At 44.1% G+C, this 19,588-nt stretch carries 15 protein-coding genes and 4 pseudogenes; 11 read left to right on the top strand and 8 right to left on the bottom strand.

All coding sequences use genetic code 11. The features are described 5' to 3' along the window. Window positions 1–98: 98 nt before the first annotated feature. Window positions 99–1,188: pseudogene (locus AC0L66_RS18410) on the bottom strand (linear amide C-N hydrolase). A gap of 321 nt (window positions 1,189–1,509) precedes the next feature. Here AC0L66_RS18410 and AC0L66_RS18405 point away from each other — a divergent pair. Further along, a complete protein-coding gene (locus AC0L66_RS18405) occupies window positions 1,510–3,870 on the top strand; it encodes a Lon protease family protein (protein ID WP_473570295.1) in 2,361 nt (786 codons plus the stop codon). 96 nt (window positions 3,871–3,966) lie between these two features. Here AC0L66_RS18405 and AC0L66_RS18400 read toward each other — a convergent pair whose 3' ends face one another. Further along, window positions 3,967–4,206: an RNA recognition motif domain-containing protein gene (locus tag AC0L66_RS18400; RefSeq protein WP_265675469.1), complete on the bottom strand. Its 240-nt coding sequence runs from the start codon at window positions 4,204–4,206 to the stop codon at window positions 3,967–3,969. A gap of 199 nt (window positions 4,207–4,405) precedes the next feature. On the opposite strand from AC0L66_RS18400, the gene AC0L66_RS18395 reads away from it, so the two are divergent. From AC0L66_RS18395 to AC0L66_RS18385, 3 genes are all read left to right on the top strand, one after another. After that, the gene (locus AC0L66_RS18395) at window positions 4,406–4,681 is read left to right on the top strand and encodes a hypothetical protein (RefSeq protein WP_473570293.1); all 276 of its coding nucleotides are present in this window, start codon (window positions 4,406–4,408) and stop codon (window positions 4,679–4,681) included. 40 nt (window positions 4,682–4,721) lie between these two features. Next, on the top strand, window positions 4,722–5,513 hold the full coding sequence (locus tag AC0L66_RS18390) for a metallophosphoesterase family protein (RefSeq protein WP_473570291.1): 792 nt from the start codon (window positions 4,722–4,724) through the stop codon (window positions 5,511–5,513). Between the two features lie 75 nt (window positions 5,514–5,588). After that, window positions 5,589–6,746 carry a winged helix-turn-helix domain-containing protein gene (locus AC0L66_RS18385; RefSeq protein ID WP_473570289.1) on the top strand — a complete coding sequence of 386 codons (1,158 nt, stop codon included), beginning with the start codon at window positions 5,589–5,591 and terminating at the stop codon, window positions 6,744–6,746. Between the two features lie 368 nt (window positions 6,747–7,114). On the opposite strand, the gene AC0L66_RS18380 is transcribed toward AC0L66_RS18385, so the two are convergent. After that, window positions 7,115–8,095 carry a hypothetical protein gene (locus AC0L66_RS18380; RefSeq protein ID WP_265675473.1) on the bottom strand — a complete coding sequence of 327 codons (981 nt, stop codon included), beginning with the start codon at window positions 8,093–8,095 and terminating at the stop codon, window positions 7,115–7,117. A gap of 282 nt (window positions 8,096–8,377) precedes the next feature. On the opposite strand from AC0L66_RS18380, the gene ahpC (AC0L66_RS18375) reads away from it, so the two are divergent. Further along, window positions 8,378–8,935, top strand: coding sequence for an alkyl hydroperoxide reductase subunit C (ahpC, locus tag AC0L66_RS18375; protein ID WP_265675474.1), 558 nt, complete (start codon window positions 8,378–8,380; stop codon window positions 8,933–8,935). A gap of 258 nt (window positions 8,936–9,193) precedes the next feature. Next, window positions 9,194–9,532 (top strand): HopJ type III effector protein, encoded by a 339-nt coding sequence (locus AC0L66_RS18370; protein ID WP_473570286.1) that lies wholly within the window; start codon window positions 9,194–9,196, stop codon window positions 9,530–9,532. Between the two features lie 511 nt (window positions 9,533–10,043). On the opposite strand, the gene AC0L66_RS18365 is transcribed toward AC0L66_RS18370, so the two are convergent. From AC0L66_RS18365 to AC0L66_RS18355, 3 genes are all read right to left on the bottom strand, one after another. Beyond that, window positions 10,044–10,694, bottom strand: a complete 651-nt coding sequence (locus AC0L66_RS18365) for a hypothetical protein (protein WP_473570285.1) — start codon at window positions 10,692–10,694, stop codon at window positions 10,044–10,046. 300 nt (window positions 10,695–10,994) lie between these two features. Next, window positions 10,995–11,198, bottom strand: coding sequence for a hypothetical protein (locus AC0L66_RS18360; RefSeq protein WP_473570283.1), 204 nt, complete (start codon window positions 11,196–11,198; stop codon window positions 10,995–10,997). A gap of 41 nt (window positions 11,199–11,239) precedes the next feature. Beyond that, entirely contained in the window at window positions 11,240–11,617 is a 378-nt protein-coding gene (locus AC0L66_RS18355; RefSeq protein ID WP_473570282.1) for a hypothetical protein, read from the bottom strand. A 390-nt stretch (window positions 11,618–12,007) separates the two neighbouring features. On the opposite strand from AC0L66_RS18355, the gene ahpC (AC0L66_RS18350) reads away from it, so the two are divergent. Further along, window positions 12,008–12,565 carry an alkyl hydroperoxide reductase subunit C gene (ahpC, locus tag AC0L66_RS18350; protein WP_265675474.1) on the top strand — a complete coding sequence of 186 codons (558 nt, stop codon included), beginning with the start codon at window positions 12,008–12,010 and terminating at the stop codon, window positions 12,563–12,565. Window positions 12,566–12,843: 278 nt separating this feature from the next. Next, a pseudogene (gene ahpF / locus AC0L66_RS18345) lies at window positions 12,844–14,438 on the top strand (alkyl hydroperoxide reductase subunit F). A gap of 57 nt (window positions 14,439–14,495) precedes the next feature. Here the strand turns inward: ahpF and AC0L66_RS18340 are convergent. Next, window positions 14,496–15,464 carry a chromosome partitioning protein ParA gene (locus AC0L66_RS18340; protein ID WP_473570280.1) on the bottom strand — a complete coding sequence of 323 codons (969 nt, stop codon included), beginning with the start codon at window positions 15,462–15,464 and terminating at the stop codon, window positions 14,496–14,498. After that, window positions 15,461–16,790: pseudogene (locus tag AC0L66_RS18335) on the bottom strand (sphingomyelin phosphodiesterase). Before AC0L66_RS18335 ends, AC0L66_RS18340 begins: the two are co-directional and overlap by 4 nt. 384 nt (window positions 16,791–17,174) lie before the next feature. Here AC0L66_RS18335 and AC0L66_RS18330 point away from each other — a divergent pair. The 3 genes and pseudogenes from AC0L66_RS18330 (at window position 17,175) to AC0L66_RS18320 (ending at window position 19,533) form a co-directional block, all read left to right on the top strand. Then, window positions 17,175–18,108, top strand: a pseudogene (locus AC0L66_RS18330) (lipase family alpha/beta hydrolase). Window positions 18,109–18,111: 3 nt separating this feature from the next. After that, entirely contained in the window at window positions 18,112–18,984 is an 873-nt protein-coding gene (locus tag AC0L66_RS18325) for a lipase secretion chaperone (protein ID WP_265675519.1), read from the top strand. A gap of 117 nt (window positions 18,985–19,101) precedes the next feature. After that, entirely contained in the window at window positions 19,102–19,533 is a 432-nt protein-coding gene (locus tag AC0L66_RS18320) for a DUF3010 family protein (RefSeq protein WP_265675481.1), read from the top strand. Window positions 19,534–19,588 lie beyond the last annotated feature (55 nt).

The following is a 19,588-nucleotide window of genomic DNA, read 5'->3' as shown; positions in this document are numbered from 1 at the left end:
TTTTTTTTGTGGGGGGAGAGGGAGTTGGTTACATATCGGCGCGCTAGTGTGCGTCTAGAGCGCCGAAAGATCGGATGTGAGCTTGGCTTGGCGTTAGGCTAAAGTTTGATAGCTTTAACGCTAAATTTGCCATTATCTAGTGGGTAGGCTTTTTCTTTTTCGATATTAAAGTCGATGTTGTTGACGTCGACTTGTTTTATTTGGCTGTCATACATCGTTTTGTAGTAGAGAAAACCGTTGTTTTGGTCAATCACAGATGTCCATTGTGTCGCACTTGGTAAGTCTGGGATATGCGCTCGATGCTCATTATTAAATTCACTGCCAATAGGAATATCAAAGTTATTTAGAATATGGAATGCTTGCGAGATAGCTTGCTCTGCTGTTTTAGCGTCGGGCGCCGTGCTGACATAAAATGCGGCACGTACAAAGCGAGAAGTCGGAGTGATGTCGCCAGGTAATCCTAAAAACCCAGTACCAATACCAAAGGAAGTGGCTTTGGCATCACCAAATTGACGAGGCGCACTGCTGCCTGGCTGCAAATTAACGTAGTTATTTAAATTGGTGACGTGCCAAGGGAAGGTGGGTGAATTGGTCAGAACGCCAACGTTGTTATCGTAGATGTTAATTTCACCTTGGTTCATGATCTCAATGACAATGCTCTTGCCACTTTTATCCGTCACGCGCCAGTGAGCCGTCGGTGATGGTTGGCCATCTTTATCAATATACACCGTGACGATATTAATGGTATTTAGCGCCGCTTTGACTTCTTCAACGGTCTTGAAATTAGAAAGCATCCAACGGACAAAGTCCATGTCGGTGATAGTATTTTTTACGTGGTTAGGATCAAAAGGCGTGAGTGATCCGTAACCCTTAAAGTAAAACAATCCAGCATTTAGGCCTGCTTCATTTACCCCCTCGCCGATAAAGCGATCATCGCTGACTGAGATACCAACAAACCCATACCGGCTTACGCCATGTCAATCCAGCTTGTTGGTCGGGCATGGTTGAGGTAAAGGCATAATCTCGAGGGGAAACAATCAGCCGACTATTGAGGTTACTTTCCCCCCACTCAATGGTTCTTGCCTGAATGTGGCTATTATCAAGAGCGGAGAGTGATATCCCAGTACAAGCGCTCGCAGGCATTAGAGCGTTGGAAGAGAGCAGTAAAGCAAACAGTATTTTTTTCATGGTAGTCAGTAAACAATAGGAATACACATCTCTGATGTTAGACCTATTTTAGCGGTATGCAATACGAATTATTGTCATTAGTGCGAGCATTATTGAAAAGTTAAGTTGTCTGTTTTTGTTTACTGTTGCATTGCTCATATGCATTGGCTGCTACGGATTGTGATGGTGTATTTAAGCACCGAGCTCGCATTGGGCACGAAATCGGAAACTACTTGATTGTGTAAAAAATGAACACTTAAACTGGTTTTTAGAGTAAGTCACTAAATTTTAAAAGTAATTCAGCTAAACTGAAATCATAACAAGAATGTTCAGGAGCGGGTTATGGCTATTCAAAGATTAGAATCCACATCGCTATACTATGCGGCAGAGTTGGAAAAGTTGCCTTGTAAATCAACGAAAGAACTCTCTCCTATTGATGAAATTGTTGGTCAAGAGCGGGCGCAAAAAGCGGTCGAGTTCGCTATGTCGATCAAAGAGAAGGGATACAACATTTATGCGATTGGGCAAAATGGTTTAGGGAAAAGAACCATGATACTGCGGTATCTCAGCCGTCATCAGCATGACAGTGAGGCGCTATTTGATTGGTGCTATGTTGCCAATTTCTCGGATACTCGTATTCCGCAAGTATTGAAGCTTCCCAGTGGTACCGGGACGCGCCTGAAGCAAGACGTCGAGAAGCTCATCGCTAAGCTGATGAAAGCGATCCCAATGGCGTTTGATAATGAACTTTATTATGGTCGGGCGGACAAGTTAAAGAATGATTTAGCTAGCGTGCAACAAGCCGAACTCGCGAAGTTGAGTGAAGAAGCGAAAGCGAAAGGGATTAGCTTAACTATTACTCCGCAAGGTGATTACCAATTTGTCGCTCTGAATGGTGAAGATCTGCATAGTGAAGAGTCATTCGATGAACTGCCTGAAGAGGAGCAGACTCGTTTTGGCGCTAACATCGACGAGCTAGAAATTAGTTTACGTGGTATGGCGCGTGAATTAACAGCGCTTGAAGAGACGTACACCGATAACATTCAGAAATTGAATGACGAGGTGACGCTAGGCGTGATTGCTCATCTCATTAAAAAGTTGAAAAAAGGCTACAATGGTTACACTGAAATCAAACAGTACCTGACAGAGCTTCAAAAGGATATTTGTGAAAACGTCGATATCTTTCTTGAGGAAGGCAATGAGCAGGGTGAAATTGCTACTGCGTCACTGGATAAAAACTTCCCTCGTCGCTATAAAGTGAATGTGTTAGTGAAGCAGACCAGCGAAGAACTGCCCATCATCGTTGAAGAAAACCCTAACTACCATTCACTGTTTGGGTATATTGAAACCGCAACGTACAAAGGGACGGTATTCACCGATTTCTCGCTAATTCGCGCAGGTAGCCTACATAAAGCGAATGGTGGTGTATTGTTGATGGACGCAGTAAAAGTGTTAGAACAGCCCTATGTTTGGGATGGTTTGAAGCGAGCATTGCGCTCAAGGCAACTGAGCTTTACTTCATTAGAAAAAGAGGTCACGTTGACGGGCGCGGTGTCATTAGATCCTCAGCCTATTCCTCTTGATGTAAAGATCATTTTATTTGGTGATTACCGAACTTACCAACTACTGCAACACTATGATCCAGAGTTCAGTGAGCTATTTAAAGTGACCGCGGATTTTGAAGATGAGATGAAGCGAACCGCTGATTCTGAATTGCATTATGCGCGTTTTATTTCCAGTATTATCCACGACAACAATATGCTGCATTGTGATCGAAAAGCGATTGCGCGAATTATTGAGCACAGCTCTCGTTTATCTGGCGACCAAAAGAAACTGTCGTTGCATTCAGCTCACATCGCCAATCTGTTGCGAGAGTCAAATTACGTGGCTCGAAATGCCAAGTCTAACCTGATTCGTGTCGGGCATGTTGAGCAAGCCTTGAGTTATCAGCAAATGCGAGTCAATCGCCTCCAAGATAGCGTAATGGAAGGGTTTACCAACGGTACAACGTTGATTCATACCCAAGGCGAAGCGGTTGGACAAGTCAATGCTTTATCGGTATTGAGTACCAGCGACCATATGTTCGGCGCGCCTAATCGCATTACTGCAACGACATCTTATGGTGAAGGTGAGGTGATCGATATAGAACGTAGCGTCGATCTTGGCGGCAGTATTCACTCTAAAGGGGTGATGATCCTTACCGCGTATTTGTCTTCCGTATTCGGCAAAACAGCGAAAGTACCGCTGACTACAACCATTACGTTTGAACAATCATACGGCGGTGTAGACGGGGATAGTGCCAGCATGGCAGAGTTTTGTGCCGTGGTGTCGGCGTTTTCCGGCCAAGCTAACCGACAAGACATTGCCATTACTGGCTCTATGAATCAGTTTGGCGAGTCTCAGCCCATAGGTGGAGTAAATGAGAAAATAGAGGGCTTTTTTGACGTTTGTGAGATTAAGGGGCGACACTCCGAGCAGGGCGTCATCATTCCTCGCTCTAATGTCCATAATCTCATGTTACGCGCTGATATTGTTAAAGCTGTCGAAAAAGGTGAGTTCCATATTTGGGCCATTGACCATGTGACAGAAGCCGTTGAGCTATTTACTGGTAAGCAAGCGGGCACGCCATCGCTGGAAGGAAGCTATCCCATCGATACGGTATTTGGAATTGCCCAAGCACGTCTTAATGCTCTAAGAAAGTAACCGCAATACGTTGATAAAAAATGCCACGTTCTACACGTGGCATTTTTTTGTTTGGTATCTTGCCAACTGTCTTGCTGGCACAAGGTGACCTTAACGTTAACCTTCGGCGCGTTTTACTCGGATTTTGCTTTTGGCTACGTCGCTAAGATTCAGTGCCGCGATAGCTGCTTTCGCTTCATCGTCGTTTGGCATTTCAACAAAAGCAAAGCCCTTCGATTGACCCGTTTCTTGGTCTAGAACGAGTGTGCATTCGCCCACTGAGCCATGAGTTGAAAAAAGAACACGGATTTCATGCTCTGTCGTGGTGCGCGCAAGATTGCGAACTAAAAGTTTCATAATGAACCGTTTGATATAAGGATTACACGAGCGATTGTCTCAGGTTAGTCAGGTGCAAACCAAGGGATTATTCATACCCGCCCCGTTTTATTATTCTGACTCTCGAAAGCGGACGGTTATTTTTGAGCAATGGCTTATCTCAGAGTAGACTGTCTCCTATGAGATTTTTGATAAAACGACAGATTCGAAAGGGGAACAGGTGAGTATTCATCGTCATAATATCGTGGGTGGGCTTTTTGCACTGATTGCCCTGTTTTTGAGTGTCTTTTTTATTGTAGAGGGCTCTCAGTTTCCTATTTACCAATGGATCCCAGAGGCGTTTAATGGCTTGGTATTTAGTTTTGTTTGGGGATTTGGCGTGTCGAAGTGGGTAGGCAGTGCTTATGCCGTGATGAGTTTTGTCACCATTGCTGTCGTGAGCTTTGCTTGCGGACATAAAGTCAGTCGTATGCTGAGTTCTGATCAAGCTGAATAGTCCGTGCTAAGGTAGGCGCAGAAACACAAGGAGTGTGTTGTTGAAAAAATTTGCAGTGATATCAGATATACACAGTAATGTGTATGCCTTAAAAGCAGTAGTCGCTGATGCTCGCGCTAAAGGAATAAGCGAGTTTATTAACTTGGGCGATATACTTTATGGGCCTATCGCACCTCGTGAAACGTATGAATATTTACGGACATTGAACGCACTGACAATTTGCGGTAACCAAGATCGTCAGATCTTTCAAGCGACAGACAGTGAAGTGCAAGCCAATCCAACCATGCAGTTTATCTTGGATGACTTAGGGGCAGAGCCATTAGCGTGGATGCAGCAGCTCCCTTTTGATACACGTGCTTTTCCTGACACATCAACTCCTCCCAATACCTTCTCCCTGCCCAGTGGCATTTATGCCTGTCATGGCACGCCTAGCGATGATCTTACCTACTTGTTAGAGGACGCTTCTTCTGGACGTGCCGTCGTTCGAGATGATGGTGACATTATTGAGCTATTGGCTGGTGTGACCGCGCCTATCGTTCTTTGTGGGCATACTCATTTGCCACGATGTGTTCAATTATCGACAGGGCAATGCGTTGTGAATCCGGGAAGTGTCGGTTTGCCTGCTTATGAAGATGATGAGCCCTTTTCTCATGCGATGGAAACGTATTCCTCTATGGCGTCTTACGCAATGCTTACCCAAGCTGAAGATGGGGGCTGGAATGTGTCATTGAATAAAGTGGTTTATGACGTATCGAAGGCCGTCGCCGCTGCTCGTGAACAAGGGCGTATGGACTGGGTTCACTTTCTGACAACAGGGCGTCGTCAGGAGTGAGGGAGGGCTCACTCGCATTATATTTACGTTAACGTCGAGTCCTTGGACTTTGCGGCCACAATGAAAGGAGCACATGTGGTTTATTCTGAGAAATTATCGATATCAGAGGCACAAAAGTTGGTGCTACTGTCACAGTGGCTGCCTGCTAAATATCAAAAGGGTAAAGCGCATGACGCGACTCTGTCAGCGATTGAACATCTAGGTTATGTTCAGATTGATACCATATCGGTAGTTCAACGTGCCCATCACCATACCTTGTGGAACAGAAATCGCCGCTATTTGCCAGAGCATATTGACCAACTCACCCAACAACGCGCGATTTTTGAATACTGGGCTCACGCCGCCGCGTATCTGCCAATGCGTGATTATCGTTTCAGCTTATTTCGCAAACAAGCATTTAAAGAAGGGCGTTTGCGCCATTGGTATAACCACGACCGAGCGTTAATGGAACAGGTACTGGAGAGAATTAGAGAAGAAGGTCCCTTAATGGCAAAGGATTTTTCGGGGGCCAGCAATAACAGCAAAGGTTGGGGGAGTAAGCCTACTAAGCAAGCGCTCGAGTGCTTGTTTATGCAAGGCGATTTGATGGTTAGCGAACGGCGTAATTTTCATAAAGTCTACGATTTGACGGAACGAGTGATCCCCATAGATACTGACGTGAGCGTCCCATCGGAGCAAGAGTATGCGCGCTTTTTGGTCACTCAATATTTGCGGGCTAACGGTCTTGGACGCGTTTCTGAAATGACCTATTTACTCAAAGGATTAAAAACGGCGGTCTGCGGCGTGATTGATGACATGCTCGAAGAGCAAACGCTGGTCACCATTGAGGTAGAAGGACATCATTATGTCGCGTGCCTCGGTGCTATTGACCAATTGAAGCGTCCAATATCACGAACGAAGGCCGTTATTTTATCCCCCTTCGACAATTGCCTTATTCAACGTCAGCGTCTAAAAATGTTATTTAATTTTGATTATCTTCTTGAGTGCTATGTGCCAAAAGAAAAGCGCCAGTTTGGCTATTTTTGTTTACCAATATTGTGGGCGGGAGAGCTGGTGGCAAGAGCGGATTGTAAGGTCAATAAAGCAACCGCAACGCTTGAAGTACTGCATTTAGCCTTAGAGCCAAAGTTAGTAGAAAAAGCGGCCTTTATGGAGGCGATTGAGCAGGAACTACAGCAATTTGCTCGCTTTAATGCGTGTGATACGTTCAAAATCATACGGGTCACTCCGTAAAGCTTATCACTTGAGCACTTTTCAATAGCAAAAAAAAACGCAGCGGGTTAGCGCTGCGGAATATAAAGATAGTAATCAAAACCAGAGGGCTGAGTTTCCGGTTGAATTCTCTATAGGATGATCGGCTACTTTGTGTAGTAGTACTTGGATCTTATCGGGATCCATCAGTTTGAAGAATTAGACTAAAGAGGTATAAATAGTATGATACTTACAAACTTAGATTGCATCTTTGTCGTGTGCTTTTAGTGTAAACAAGTATGTGACGATTATTGATAGGTAGTCGCTTAGGTCCTTAGGGTTATTTCTCCTAGAACGCAACGTTGATCTTGCTCTAAGACTGATATCTGATCACGGTGGTGAAGGTGTCGCTATTGGTCGGTTAATAAGCCGTATTGCTTCAATTCACTTTGGCTCATTGTATGTATACCGTCAAATGGCGCCGCAGAAAGGGTATAAAAATAGAATTTAGGGCCTGTTTCCTTGCCCAACATCTTACTGAAATAGGTAAGTTGGTCATGGTGCGCAGGATCGCTTGTTTTTAATTCACTGGCTGTTTTACCATCATCCGAACAACACCAAGAGTGCACCCCAACGCGCGCGCCGGGTTCTATCGTTCTGATCACACCAGCGCTGAACAGATCGACGCCTCCTGAATAAGCAAACCCATTCTCGGGGATCGTCGTATTCAGGCCTGCATTTCGTAGTAAGTTTCCAGTATGTAAGTTGATATCGTCATTCAATGAGCCTCGAACGGCTTTGATGACAATAGTGTCGACTTGTTGGTGGTTTTGAACAATATCTTTCAGCTGTAAGTAGGTTTTCGTCCCTAGCTCGCCTGTCAGTAATGCTTCGTTAGCATCGAACTTGAATTGGCTGGTGCCTGCATCAATGAGGGAGTCATTAAAGTTGAGTGTAAACTCAGTGCTAGGGTCGCCAGCATGGCTTAATGTGCCGCGGTATCGATAACCATCGTCAGATTCATCAAAGCTGACGTGAGAAGACACCCATACACTGTCTGCGTTATCCATTGGATCGACATTACTGTGTTCGTCATCAAACGCCCCTTTCAGTAAGGTTACGTTTTTTCCGGGACCACTTTCAAAATTAAACGATATGTACACCAATCCTTTTGAGTAACGAGCGACTAATGCGTCTTCGGTAATTGTTGCGAGAGTAAGCGGATAACGCTGTCCGTCGTATTTAATCCACAACTCTTGCTGTTTCTGTTGGAAGGTATGGATATAGCGATTGAGTTGGGATTCCGGTATTGCATTGAGATGAAGTTCTGTAGCCCCTGCAAAGAGAGGAAAAGAGAGAGTGATCAATATTAATTGGCTGAGTGCTTTCATTTTGACATTCCGTTGCTTTTTTAATCAAGTTAGCAAAGGTTCGTGTTGCCGTCTGTACAGGTTTGTTTAGTCGTCTGTACAGGTTTGTCAGAGTTTGAAACCATAAAGAATGGCGTCGACGTATTTCAAACAACAGCATGGTAATGTTTTGATAGGATTTGCCAATCAAATAGATAGGAACAGACGAATTTCCTAAAACTCTCCAATGTTGCAATATACCTCCATCGGCGCAAAACAGCGCTTAACCTTCTAAAAAAGAACACGTTAAGAGAGAGCGATATTATGATTAACACGACTATCAAGCCATTTTCAGCAACGGCATTTAAACAAGGCGACTTCGTAGAAATCACCGAGCAAGACGTGAAAGGTAAGTGGGCAGTGTTCTTCTTCTACCCAGCCGATTTCACATTTGTATGTCCAACAGAGCTTGGTGACCTTGCAGACCATTACGCAGAGCTACAATCGCGTGGCGTAGAAGTGTACTCAGTATCCACAGATACTCACTTTACTCACAAAGCATGGCACGACAGCTCAGACACAATCGGCAAAATCAATTACTACATGGTTGGCGACCAAACGGGCAACATCACCAATAACTTCGGTGTGATGCGTGAAGGCCAAGGTCTTGCAGACCGCGCAACGTTCCTAGTTGACCCAGAAGGCGTGATTCAAGCCATGGAAATCACAGCAGAAGGCATTGGCCGCGACGCAGAAGACCTAATGCGTAAAGTCAAAGCAGCGCAATACGTAGCGGCTAACCCAGGTGAAGTTTGCCCAGCAAAATGGAAAGAAGGTGAAGCGACATTGGCTCCGTCTTTAGATCTAGTTGGCAAAATCTAAGCGAGCATCTTAAGTTAGCGAATACCCACTCACTAAGCATGAGTTTAAACGGAAGTTTGAGTCCGTGTTACACGCCCCAATATCGCCTAGCGAATTGGGGCATGTGCTTTTGTGGCAAAGCAAAGGGGCTGCTCCCAGTGATAAGCTAGCGGCGAGATCGTAACTGTCCGTCACAAGTTTTTCTGCTTTTGTATCGCCCCCTTATATTTATCTGATGATATAGTGCGAACTCTTATCAATAGAGAGGGACAAGATAATATGGATAAATTTCTAGAGTTACTGGCGGCAAAGCCGAATGAAGTCATGTTTGAGCAGACGATGCAAGTGATTGACGAACATTTTGATTTTAATCCAGTCAGCTTTGTAAACGGAGAAACCGAAAACCAAGTCGGCCAAAATAATGGGTCTTGTAAGATTTTTGCTTTTGCCCAAATACAGGGGTTAGATGAGTCATCAACGCTGGCCTGTTTTGGTCAATTCTATCGTGATGACGTTTTAAAGAATCCAAACGGCAGCGACCATGCCAACATTCGCAACTTTATCCAACACGGTTGGGCAGGCATTCGCTTCGATGGTGTTGCGTTAACAGCTAAGTAAGCCGTTGACATGATTTATGTCAAAATACAGGCTCATATACACAACCATCAAACCATCAGTAAACAATACTATCTTGCTCACCTTAGAGGTTAAGTTGAGCGAGATGCTATTATGTAATGACAGACTGAACTTGGTCACTTAGATAGAGGTATAATCTGACTTTAATTCCGTATTTTTGGAATGACTAAATGTAGGTCAAATTATACCTCCGTGAACTGAGTGGCTAATCGGTCGTAGTTCATAATGGTACAAAAATGCGTTAGCTAAGATCGAGTTAGCACACCACACCTTTGGACTATTATTTACCCGTGAGTTTCCTAGATTAGCAATTCATGAATAACTATTAGTATGGAAAGTTGCGTAACTTGGTGTCCAGTATTAATAATACGTAACGGCATCAACGTGAGCTATTTAAAGAGGTAGTTGGTACTTTTGTGAATTTATTAAGAAGAAAAAGATAACCAACTACCAAAATAGGTCAGAGCCATCAATGCGTAAGTCCTATTATTATCTAGAACTGCTCACATTGACCTTGGCGTGTTTTTTCATCAAAAATATACTTGAACTGAGTTACACCCGAAAATACAAGATTCTCTGAACATGTCACGTATTCTGTAGTAGTTTGATCGTAGAAACCTACTTGTTTAATTGTATTGCCATATGAAATACCAATTGATGACAGAAATTTATTATTAGGAGTATATAGCTGACTTTGCTCTTTCTTTAGGAAGCCAAAGATTGAATCGGCAGCATAACCCCATCCCGCATCAAAAGCTGGGTAAATATCATTCAGAGAATCGTTCTGTAAGACGATTCTCTCTGGTGGGCTGTCAAAAAGTGAGGTGCAATTCCCACCGTTTGATTGATATTTTCCATCCTCACTAAACATAAACGTGTAATTACAACCATAGGGTGCGTAAGTACCACGAGACGTAAGCATTTGGTACTCTTCTTGACCTATAATCATTTTAACATTTGATGCTGTCGGCCTGAATGAGTAGCCAATACGCCCGTTTGCATTAGTGTATGGTTTAATATGATTTGTGCCATCATATATCTTTATGTCTTCACCTAAATAATCTTCAATCCATATAGTGTCAGCGAAAGCAGCTGACGTAGATAGTGAAGCAAGGGTTGCTAATAGCGTTATATTAATTTTCATGACCAATTACTCCTAAAGGTATTTGCCCTTTGTTGGGCAGATAAAGTATAGGTGTGCAGGTGCATATTGGTAGAGGAAAGATGTAAAACTATGTGTGTAAGTGGTGGTAAATGTTACGGCATGTGTCTTTTGGGGGTGGGGCATAGGTTTTACTGTGGAAACAAGCCCATTGAAACTCACTTTTGGACAGAGATGAGTTAGCGCTACATGCAGATTTAGCCACTCAACGCGCTTGGATATAATGCCATTTCTCTAGGGAATGGCGACGGACTTTCTTTGGGCATGTGACTCACAATGGAGCTACAATCTTTTTTCATAGCTATGGTCACTGCCTTCCGATTTATTAAAGCCAACTTGTATTAAATAATCGCTATGCTCAGAGGTGCTTGCCGTTGCTTTAAGCACACTTATTCCTCGACTTTTTATTAGTTCAGGGTTGGTTTGATAAAAATAGTAAGCCAGCTTTAAGTCTCGATATTCAGGAGTCACGTAATCTAGTGACACGTTGAATACTCCATTATCTTGCTTAGTCCCGACTAGAAGACCTAAGCAATGGCGTTATTTCTTAGCAGATAAAATGCTGAGTTTCCTGCTCTCAATTCCTTTACGGTGGTCTGTTTTTCGATATCTTTAGCATTGGTTGAAACAAAATGCTCGAAGTATTCAGAATCGATGGTGGCCGCTACTAGTTTGAATTTATCTTTCGACCCCGCAAGCTGGTAAAGGTAGTAGACATTGATGCAAGCAATACCAAGATTCATCAACATCGTTGGATAAGAGTTAATAAAATAAGCAAATGCTGCAAACAGTAAGCAACCGATGAAGTTAATCACTCTTAGCTTGACTATTGATGTCATCGTTAGCGAGATAAGCACCACGAGCGATGCCAGATAACCAAACCATTCAACCCAATCAAATTCCATAGCACTGTCCTTGTGTCTTGGTTTTTTATAAAGATAGCAAATGACTCATCACTCAGTCAGATCTCGCTAACAGTTATATCAACCTTGTCACAATTAGGCCCAAAAATAGCACGCGACTTTTGTTCTAACGCGGAAGACCGGGAGCAAGTTTTGCTTGTTGCTACTCATATCTTTTATATGCCAAAGTTATCTGACTATCTCTTTTATTCCTTTACGCCTTTCCATTTCGTAAGGGCTTCTCTCTAGCCGCACTCCTTTAATAGGAAACTCCTATCAAATAGATAGGAACAGACGAATTTCTTAAAACTCTCCGATGTTGCAATATACCTCCATCGGCGCAAAACAGCGCTTAACCTTCTAAAAAAGAACACGTTAAGAGAGAGCGATATTATGATTAACACGACTATCAAGCCATTTTCAGCAACGGCATTTAAACAAGGCGACTTCGTAGAAATCACCGAGCAAGACGTGAAAGGTAAGTGGGCAGTGTTCTTCTTCTACCCAGCCGATTTCACATTTGTATGTCCAACAGAGCTTGGTGACCTGGCAGACCATTACGCAGAGCTACAATCGCGTGGTGTAGAAGTGTACTCAGTATCAACAGATACGCATTTTACTCACAAAGCATGGCACGACAGCTCAGACACAATCGGCAAAATCAATTACTACATGGTTGGCGACCAAACAGGCAACATCACCAATAACTTCGGTGTGATGCGTGAAGGCCAAGGCCTTGCAGACCGCGCAACGTTCCTAGTTGACCCAGAAGGCGTGATTCAAGCAATGGAAATCACAGCAGAAGGTATTGGCCGTGATGCTGAAGACCTAATGCGTAAAGTAAAAGCAGCGCAATACGTAGCGGCTAACCCAGGTGAAGTTTGCCCAGCAAAATGGAAAGAAGGTGAAGCGACACTTGCTCCGTCTTTAGACCTAGTTGGCAAAATCTAAGCAGGCGTCTTAAGCCCACCAAGAACTCGCTAACCACAATGAGCGTTAGCAGAAATTCGAGTCCGTGTTGCACGCCCCGCTGTCGCTTTTATTGTCTCTACCATTGGCAGATAAAAGTGGGGGCGTGCAGCCCTTAAACAGTAAATATAGTTATTAACCAAACTATAGTTATTAACCAAACTATAGTTATTAACCCAACATCAAAAGGGTCTCTTTTTTTATTCATCCCTTTTTACATTCCTTCTGATGTTAAGCAGTCTTATAGAGTAGGTATCGTTATGTTAGATCAAGCAATGAAGCAGCAGCTAAAAGCGTATTTAGAAAACGTAAAAACCCAAGTTCAATTGGTTCTCAGCCTTGATGACAGTGATACAGCAAGCAAGATCCAGTCTCTTGCCGATGACATCGCATCACTAAGCAGCAAAATTGACGTCGTTCGTGACGATGCGGCAAGTCCGCGACAGCCTGTGATGCGCGTTGTTAACCCGGAAAAAGGCACGGCAATTGGCTTTGCTGGCCTGCCAATGGGTCATGAATTTACCTCACTTGTGCTTGCGCTGCTGCATACAGGTGGTCACCCAATCAAACTCGAAGCAGAAACGATTGAGCAAATAGCGCAGCTCAACTCGCCACTTGATGTGGAGATTTTTATCTCGCTATCATGCCAAAACTGCCCAGAAGTGGTGCAATCTTTCAATATGATGGCTGCCATTAACCCACTGATTAATGTCACTATGATTGACGGTGCCGCATTCCAAGATGAAGTGAAGCAGCGCGATATTATGGCGGTGCCAAGTGTCTTCATTAATGGTGAGTTATTTGGTCAGGGCCGCATGTCGCTAAACGAAATCTTGAATAAAGTGGATACTGGTGCCGCTGAAAAGAAAGCCAACCAACTTAATGAAACCGCACCTTTTGATGTTCTGGTTGTTGGTGGTGGTCCTGCGGGTTCATCTGCCGCTATCTATGCGGCGCGTAAAGGCATTCGCACCTAGGTGTGGTTGCCGATCGCTTTGGTGGTCAAGTCATGGATACCATGGCAATTGAAAACTTTATCTCAATGAAATCCACTATCGGCCCGAGTTTAGTCGCGAGCTTAGAAGAGCATGTAAAAGAGTACGGGGTTGAAGTGATTACAGAGCAGCGCGCGGCAACCATTATTGATGCAGAAGATACCGAAGACGGCTACACGCATGTGGTATTGGAAAGTGGCGCAGTACTCAAAGCTCGATCTGTTATTACCAGTACTGGTGCACGCTGGCGTGAAATGAACGTTCCCGGTGAGCAAGAGTATCGTAATAAAGGTGTGGCTTACTGCCCTCACTGTGATGGTCCGTTATTCAAAGGCAAGCGTACTGCGGTTATCGGTGGTGGTAACTCAGGTATTGAAGCCGCTATTGACCTTGCGGGTATTGTTGAGCACGTAACGGTGCTTGAATTTGCCGATACACTTCGCGCTGACCAAGTGCTCATCGACAAAGCGAATAGCATGCCAAACATCGATATCATTACAATGGCTCAAACCACAGAAGTGCTCGGTGATGGCACGCGGGTTACTGGTCTTGAATATAAAGATCGCAACACGGATGAAATTAAACAGATTGAACTGGCGGGAATTTTTGTTCAAATCGGTTTGGTTCCAAACAGTGAATGGCTAAAAGGATCAAAAGTAGAGCTGTCACCTCGTGGCGAAATCGAAATTGATGCGCATGGCGCGACGAGTATGAAAGGTGTATTTGCCGCGGGTGATGTTACTACAGTGCCATACAAACAAATTATTATTGCGATGGGCGAGGGTGCGAAAGCAAGTTTAGGGGCGTTTGATTTCTTGATTCGTAACCCTGCACCAGTGAAGCAAGCTGAAATCGCGTAACTCTAATCATTGATAAACAAAGCGCTGTCCGTATCGTCGGGCAGCGCTTTATTGTGTTTAGTTAGTAAAGAACTCTCGTCGAAAATTGGCTATCTGCTGTTGGTGGTGCTGCTGCCATTGCAATGCCGACAAATTCGCGTAGATAGTCGCTCGTTGTTGCGATAATTCTGATTCGAGTTGCTGTAATTCGCTCTGATAATCCCGAACAAGTGACTGTTGTTGTGTGACTTGCTGTTGCCGAGTGTCGATAGCATCACTTTCAGCTGGGGTTAGATAAGTCTGCTTGAGCTTGTTTACTATTGCTTGTCGTTCTGCTTCGTCTATGGCGTTTGGAATCAAAGCAACAGCACGCTCAAACTTAGCTTGATTGCTGTCTAGTCCAAGCGCCTCTTCTTTACCCTGCCATGTTTGCAATAGTTCTTCAAATGATGCTAGGTAATTTTGGATAGGTTCATTGTTAAGCTGTTCGGCTTGTAAACTAAAATCATAGAGTGCAAATTCATCGTCTAAAATCACGCTAGCTAATGGACCCCAAATCCTGTGAGCGTCGGCCTTCAATTGCGCAATTCTAGACGCTAAAGTCTGCTGTTCATCGAACAAGAGGTTACCAATGCTCTGTTGCCATTGGTTGTTTAATTGCTGGAAGTTCTTAACCAGTTCATAGCGATCGTGGGACAAATATGTTTCCAATTCGGATAACAGGTTGTCGCAGTTTTGCTCAGATATGCAGGTACGCCAAAAACCGTCGATTTCTCTGACGAATGCTCGTCCTTTGAGCGTATTCAATTGCTCAGCGAGGGTTGGCATCGTAGCCGATGTCTTGTGCACTGGCTGTTTCATCCCCTTCGCGCCCCCTATCGTAGAAAAAGCCGGGGCGTCATAGTCTGGACGGGGCGGTTCATCCGCTATGATGGGAGTGACGATTTGGTTTTCACTTTGTTGCTTTTTAGTCGAGAACAAACTCATCGACAGCAAAGCTGTGCCCGCCAATACGACGGACACAATGATGAGAGAAAATCGTTTCATGGTTTAATCAAGGCAGTGACAGGAAAGTGATCGGATAGGTTGTAGTGTGTCCACAAACTATCAGCGGTCGAACGCGGTACATCAACGCGGTTATCATTAAACGACTTTTTACCATATTCGTTGCTGACCATGACGTAATCTAAGTATTCGACGTTCTCACCTCCGGATAAGGCTTCACCAGCAAAGTTATTAATACGTGGGTCGAAGGTGGAAGCGGTGTAACCGGAATAGCGAGGTTCTACGGCGCTCAGATTCGCGATCATCTGTTGGTAATCACCGGGGAATTTGAGTTTATTGACGTTAAAATCACCACTGTAGATAACGGCTTCATTGATTGGAATCTTGAGTGATGTTGCCAGTGCTCTTATTTGCTGGAATTGGCGCTGACGGTACTCACGCGCCGTGTCCGTATCAAAGGATGCAGTGTGAGTTGCAAACACGTGGTAAGCCTGACCTCCTTTGATTACCTCAGCGTAATTCACGCCTTTGTCTGCGAAACAGTCGGTGCCTGTGCAGTCTGGGAAGACGTATTGTGCTTCGTTTACGATAGGGTAGCGACTGACGATGATCACGCCTCCGTCATAGATGTTGAAGCCGTCTTTATCGAGCATTTTTGTTTGGTATGGATACTCCTTGGCCAGTTCTCGCAAAAACGCTTCACGGCCGCTTGCAAACACTTCTTGCAGTGCTAATACGTCATAACCTTTGACGTATTCCGGAATCAGTTGGTAACGATCGCCAATATGCGAGGCAATGGCTGGCAGTGCCCAGATATTGTAGGTCATCAACTTAAGATTTTGTTCGTTGTCGTCGACCTTTTCAATGATTTTCGTTGGTGTGATGGTGTAATGCAGATCGTCGTAGCGTGCTGTGCTCGTAGATTTAAACGCCAACTCTGCGCTTCGCGAACCAAATGAGTCGGTACTAGCACGGTGAATATTTCGGTCATCTTTTAAATCTAAGGCAACATCGACGGCTGACATACCGTACTCAATGGTTGAGTTGTACCAGTGGCCCTCCATCAGTTGATTTAACGAAACGCTCTCTCCTTGAGGGTTGGAAACGACGGTTTCAAATCGGTACGTTTGATTGGATTTCACGCCTTCCCAGCGATTAAAACTCAGTACTGATTTGGTTTGCCAAGGCCCAAGCTCTTGCACATGCTGTTGCCACTCATTTCCGTACTGAAGTAAGTCACTGCCTTCATGTGTGACTTGTATTGTTAAAGGCTGGTCTGAATTGTTCGTTAAGTAAACATCGGTGTCTGCCAAAGTTGGCATGGCAACGAAACCACTTAACAAAAAGACACCATTGCGAAAATTTCATCTTGTTATCCATAGTTGGTATTAGAGCCATAGTTTGTATTAGCGACATAGTTGGTATTAGCGACATGGTTTGTATTAGAGCAATAAGTCTGATTTACAAATGTTACTCAAGCGTTAAATTTTAATTGCGCAAACTTAAATAGTGAATTTTGTTGAATAGATGTGATCTGAGTTCAAATTATTCATTGGTATTGATATGTCTAATAATTAAATAAGCCATAAAACCGAGTGTGAGGGTCCGTTCTTAGACCCTCCACTATGTATGGGAGGTATTGGGAAGACGATATTTTGGCTCGGTATCACATTTATTTAACATTCTTTGGCGATTGAAAAGCGAGCAAACTACGCTCACTTACTCATCAGAGGTCTGACAAGGAGGGGTTAAATGAAAGCGTTATATTCACTTATTTTATGTAGTGTGGTGGCATTTAATGTTCAAGCCATCAGTTTTGGGGCGAGCAAAGGTTACACGGAAACGAAGTACCCAATTGTACTTGTTCACGGTTTATTTGGTTTTGATACATTGGCTAGGTTTTGATTATTTTTATGGCATTCCGCAATCGCTAGGGAAAAGTGGTGCCGAGGTTTACGTTGCACAAATATCGGCGACGAATAGCTCAGAAGTAAGAGGTGAACAATTACTGGCACAAGTCGAGAACGTGCTGGCACTGACTGGTGCAAAAAAAGTGAACCTCATTGGGCATAGCCATGGTGCCCCAACTGCGCGATATGTGGCGTCGGTTGCACCAGAAATGGTCGCGTCAGTGACCAGTGTTGGTGGGGTGAATAAAGGATCTCAGGTGGCGGATCTTGTTCGTAAAACGATACCAGAAGGGTCAACCCCCGAAGCAATAGCCGTGCAACTGGCCAATGCATTAACAACGTTAATTGGTCTATTGTCAGGAGGAAGCGATTTGCCGCAGGATGGGCTAAGTTCATTGCAAGCGTTAACGACGGAAGGTTCGTTGGCATTTAATGCGCATTATCCAGAGGGGGTGCCCACTTCTACATGTGGCGACGGTGAATGGCAGGCGGATAATGGCGTATTTTATTATTCGTGGACGGGTATCTCAACGTATACCAATCTTCTTGATCCCATCGATCCTGCGCTGTTGATTCTGGGTTTAACTTTTGATGAGCCAAATGACGGATTGGTTGGACAGTGCAGTAGTCATTTAGGCCGAGTCATTCGTGATGACTATAAGATGAATCATTTAGATGAAATCAACGGGTTGCTTGGTATCCATCACCTGTTTGAAACTGATCCAAAAACCGTTTATCGACAACATGCCAATCGCCTCCAGAGACAAGGATTGTAAGTGATGAGACGGCTGTTAGAAGTTAAGGTGTTGATTGCCGTCATAAGCGTTGTGACCATGGCTATAGCAGCATGGTCTACGTTGACGGATGCGCCAGCAAGTTTGCTTCAGGCACCATCACAGCGCGGTACCGTTATTGACCATGCATCAGAGCGAGATACGTTTGAGTATTTTATTTCAGCGTTAGATCAAGAAAATAAGACGATCATTACGCAAAGGTTTGAACGCTATAACCAGCAGTTGCCAAATTCGGAGCAGTTAGAGTTTGAGCTGTTTGAAAAATATATGCGCTACAAAGCGGCATTGGCCAATCTTGAACGATCTGGGGAATCGACCACGGACTTACACGCGTTGCATGAGCAGATGCTATTGATTCAGAAGCAGTTCTTCACGGATACAGAGCAAGAGCGTTTGTTTGGCGAAGAAAACTTACTGCGGCAACTTGCGCTGACCAAAAAAGTAATACAAGCGTCGGCGCAAAGTGGTGAGGAGTTTCAACAGCGATGGCAAAGTGAACTTGAACAGTTATCTCCAAAGCTGCAAAAGAGCTTTTACAATGCGAGCGTGCTGACAGCGTTAAATGATACTAACTCGATGGAAGAACAAAACCAATTTATCGCTAGAGAGGCGCTTGTCGGCAGTGAGGCGACACAAAGATTAGTGATACTTGATGAAAAGCGTGCGGCATTTGATCGACAGGTTCAATCTTATTTGGTTGCCCGAGCGGATATATTGAACAATGAATCGTTTGATGAAAACGAGCGACAATTAGAAATTCAAGCATTGAGAAAGCCTCTATTTGATAGTAATCAATTGCGTCGAATTGAAGCATTAGAACGAATTCACGATCAACAGACTGGGGGAAATGACAACTGAGTGATCCTTGTCGGGATGGGTGGGCTTAATCTCCAAATAGCCATAGTTAAATCTCGTGCTGGTACAGAACGGCAACCCACCGTATAATGGCAGGTTCATCAAAAACAAGGTAATGAAATGAAAATTTGTGGTGTTGAAATTAGTGGTAATGACGCGATTGTAAGTCTGTTGTCACTTTCTGATGGGGTGTTTACCATTCTTGATTGCCGAGTGGCAAAAGTATCGATAGGCGATGCAAACGACACTCAAAAAATGAAAGATTTTCAGTTTTCGTTCGGTAAATTAATGCAAGACTATCAGATTGAAAAGGTGGTCATTCGCCAACGTCAGACTAAAGGCAAGTTTGCTGGTGGTGCGGTTGGTTTTAAACTGGAAGCGGCGATTCAACTTATTGAAGGGATTTCCGTTGATGTTGTACCTGCAACAGAAATCAAAGAGCAGTTGAAACGAAACCCACTTGCGGTTCCGTTTAAAGAAACGGGCCTTAAGCAATATCAAGAGCAAGCCTTCCTTGTGGCTTATGCTTGTGTCATGAATTCAAACGGCTAAGCGTTGTTGGGGAGCGGTTACCCTTACTCGCTCCCCTTTGCAAACACAGTTACTT

This window comes from Vibrio sp. GJ43-1, assembly GCF_055808835.1.
This window is presented reverse-complemented; position numbering and strand designations above follow the sequence as displayed.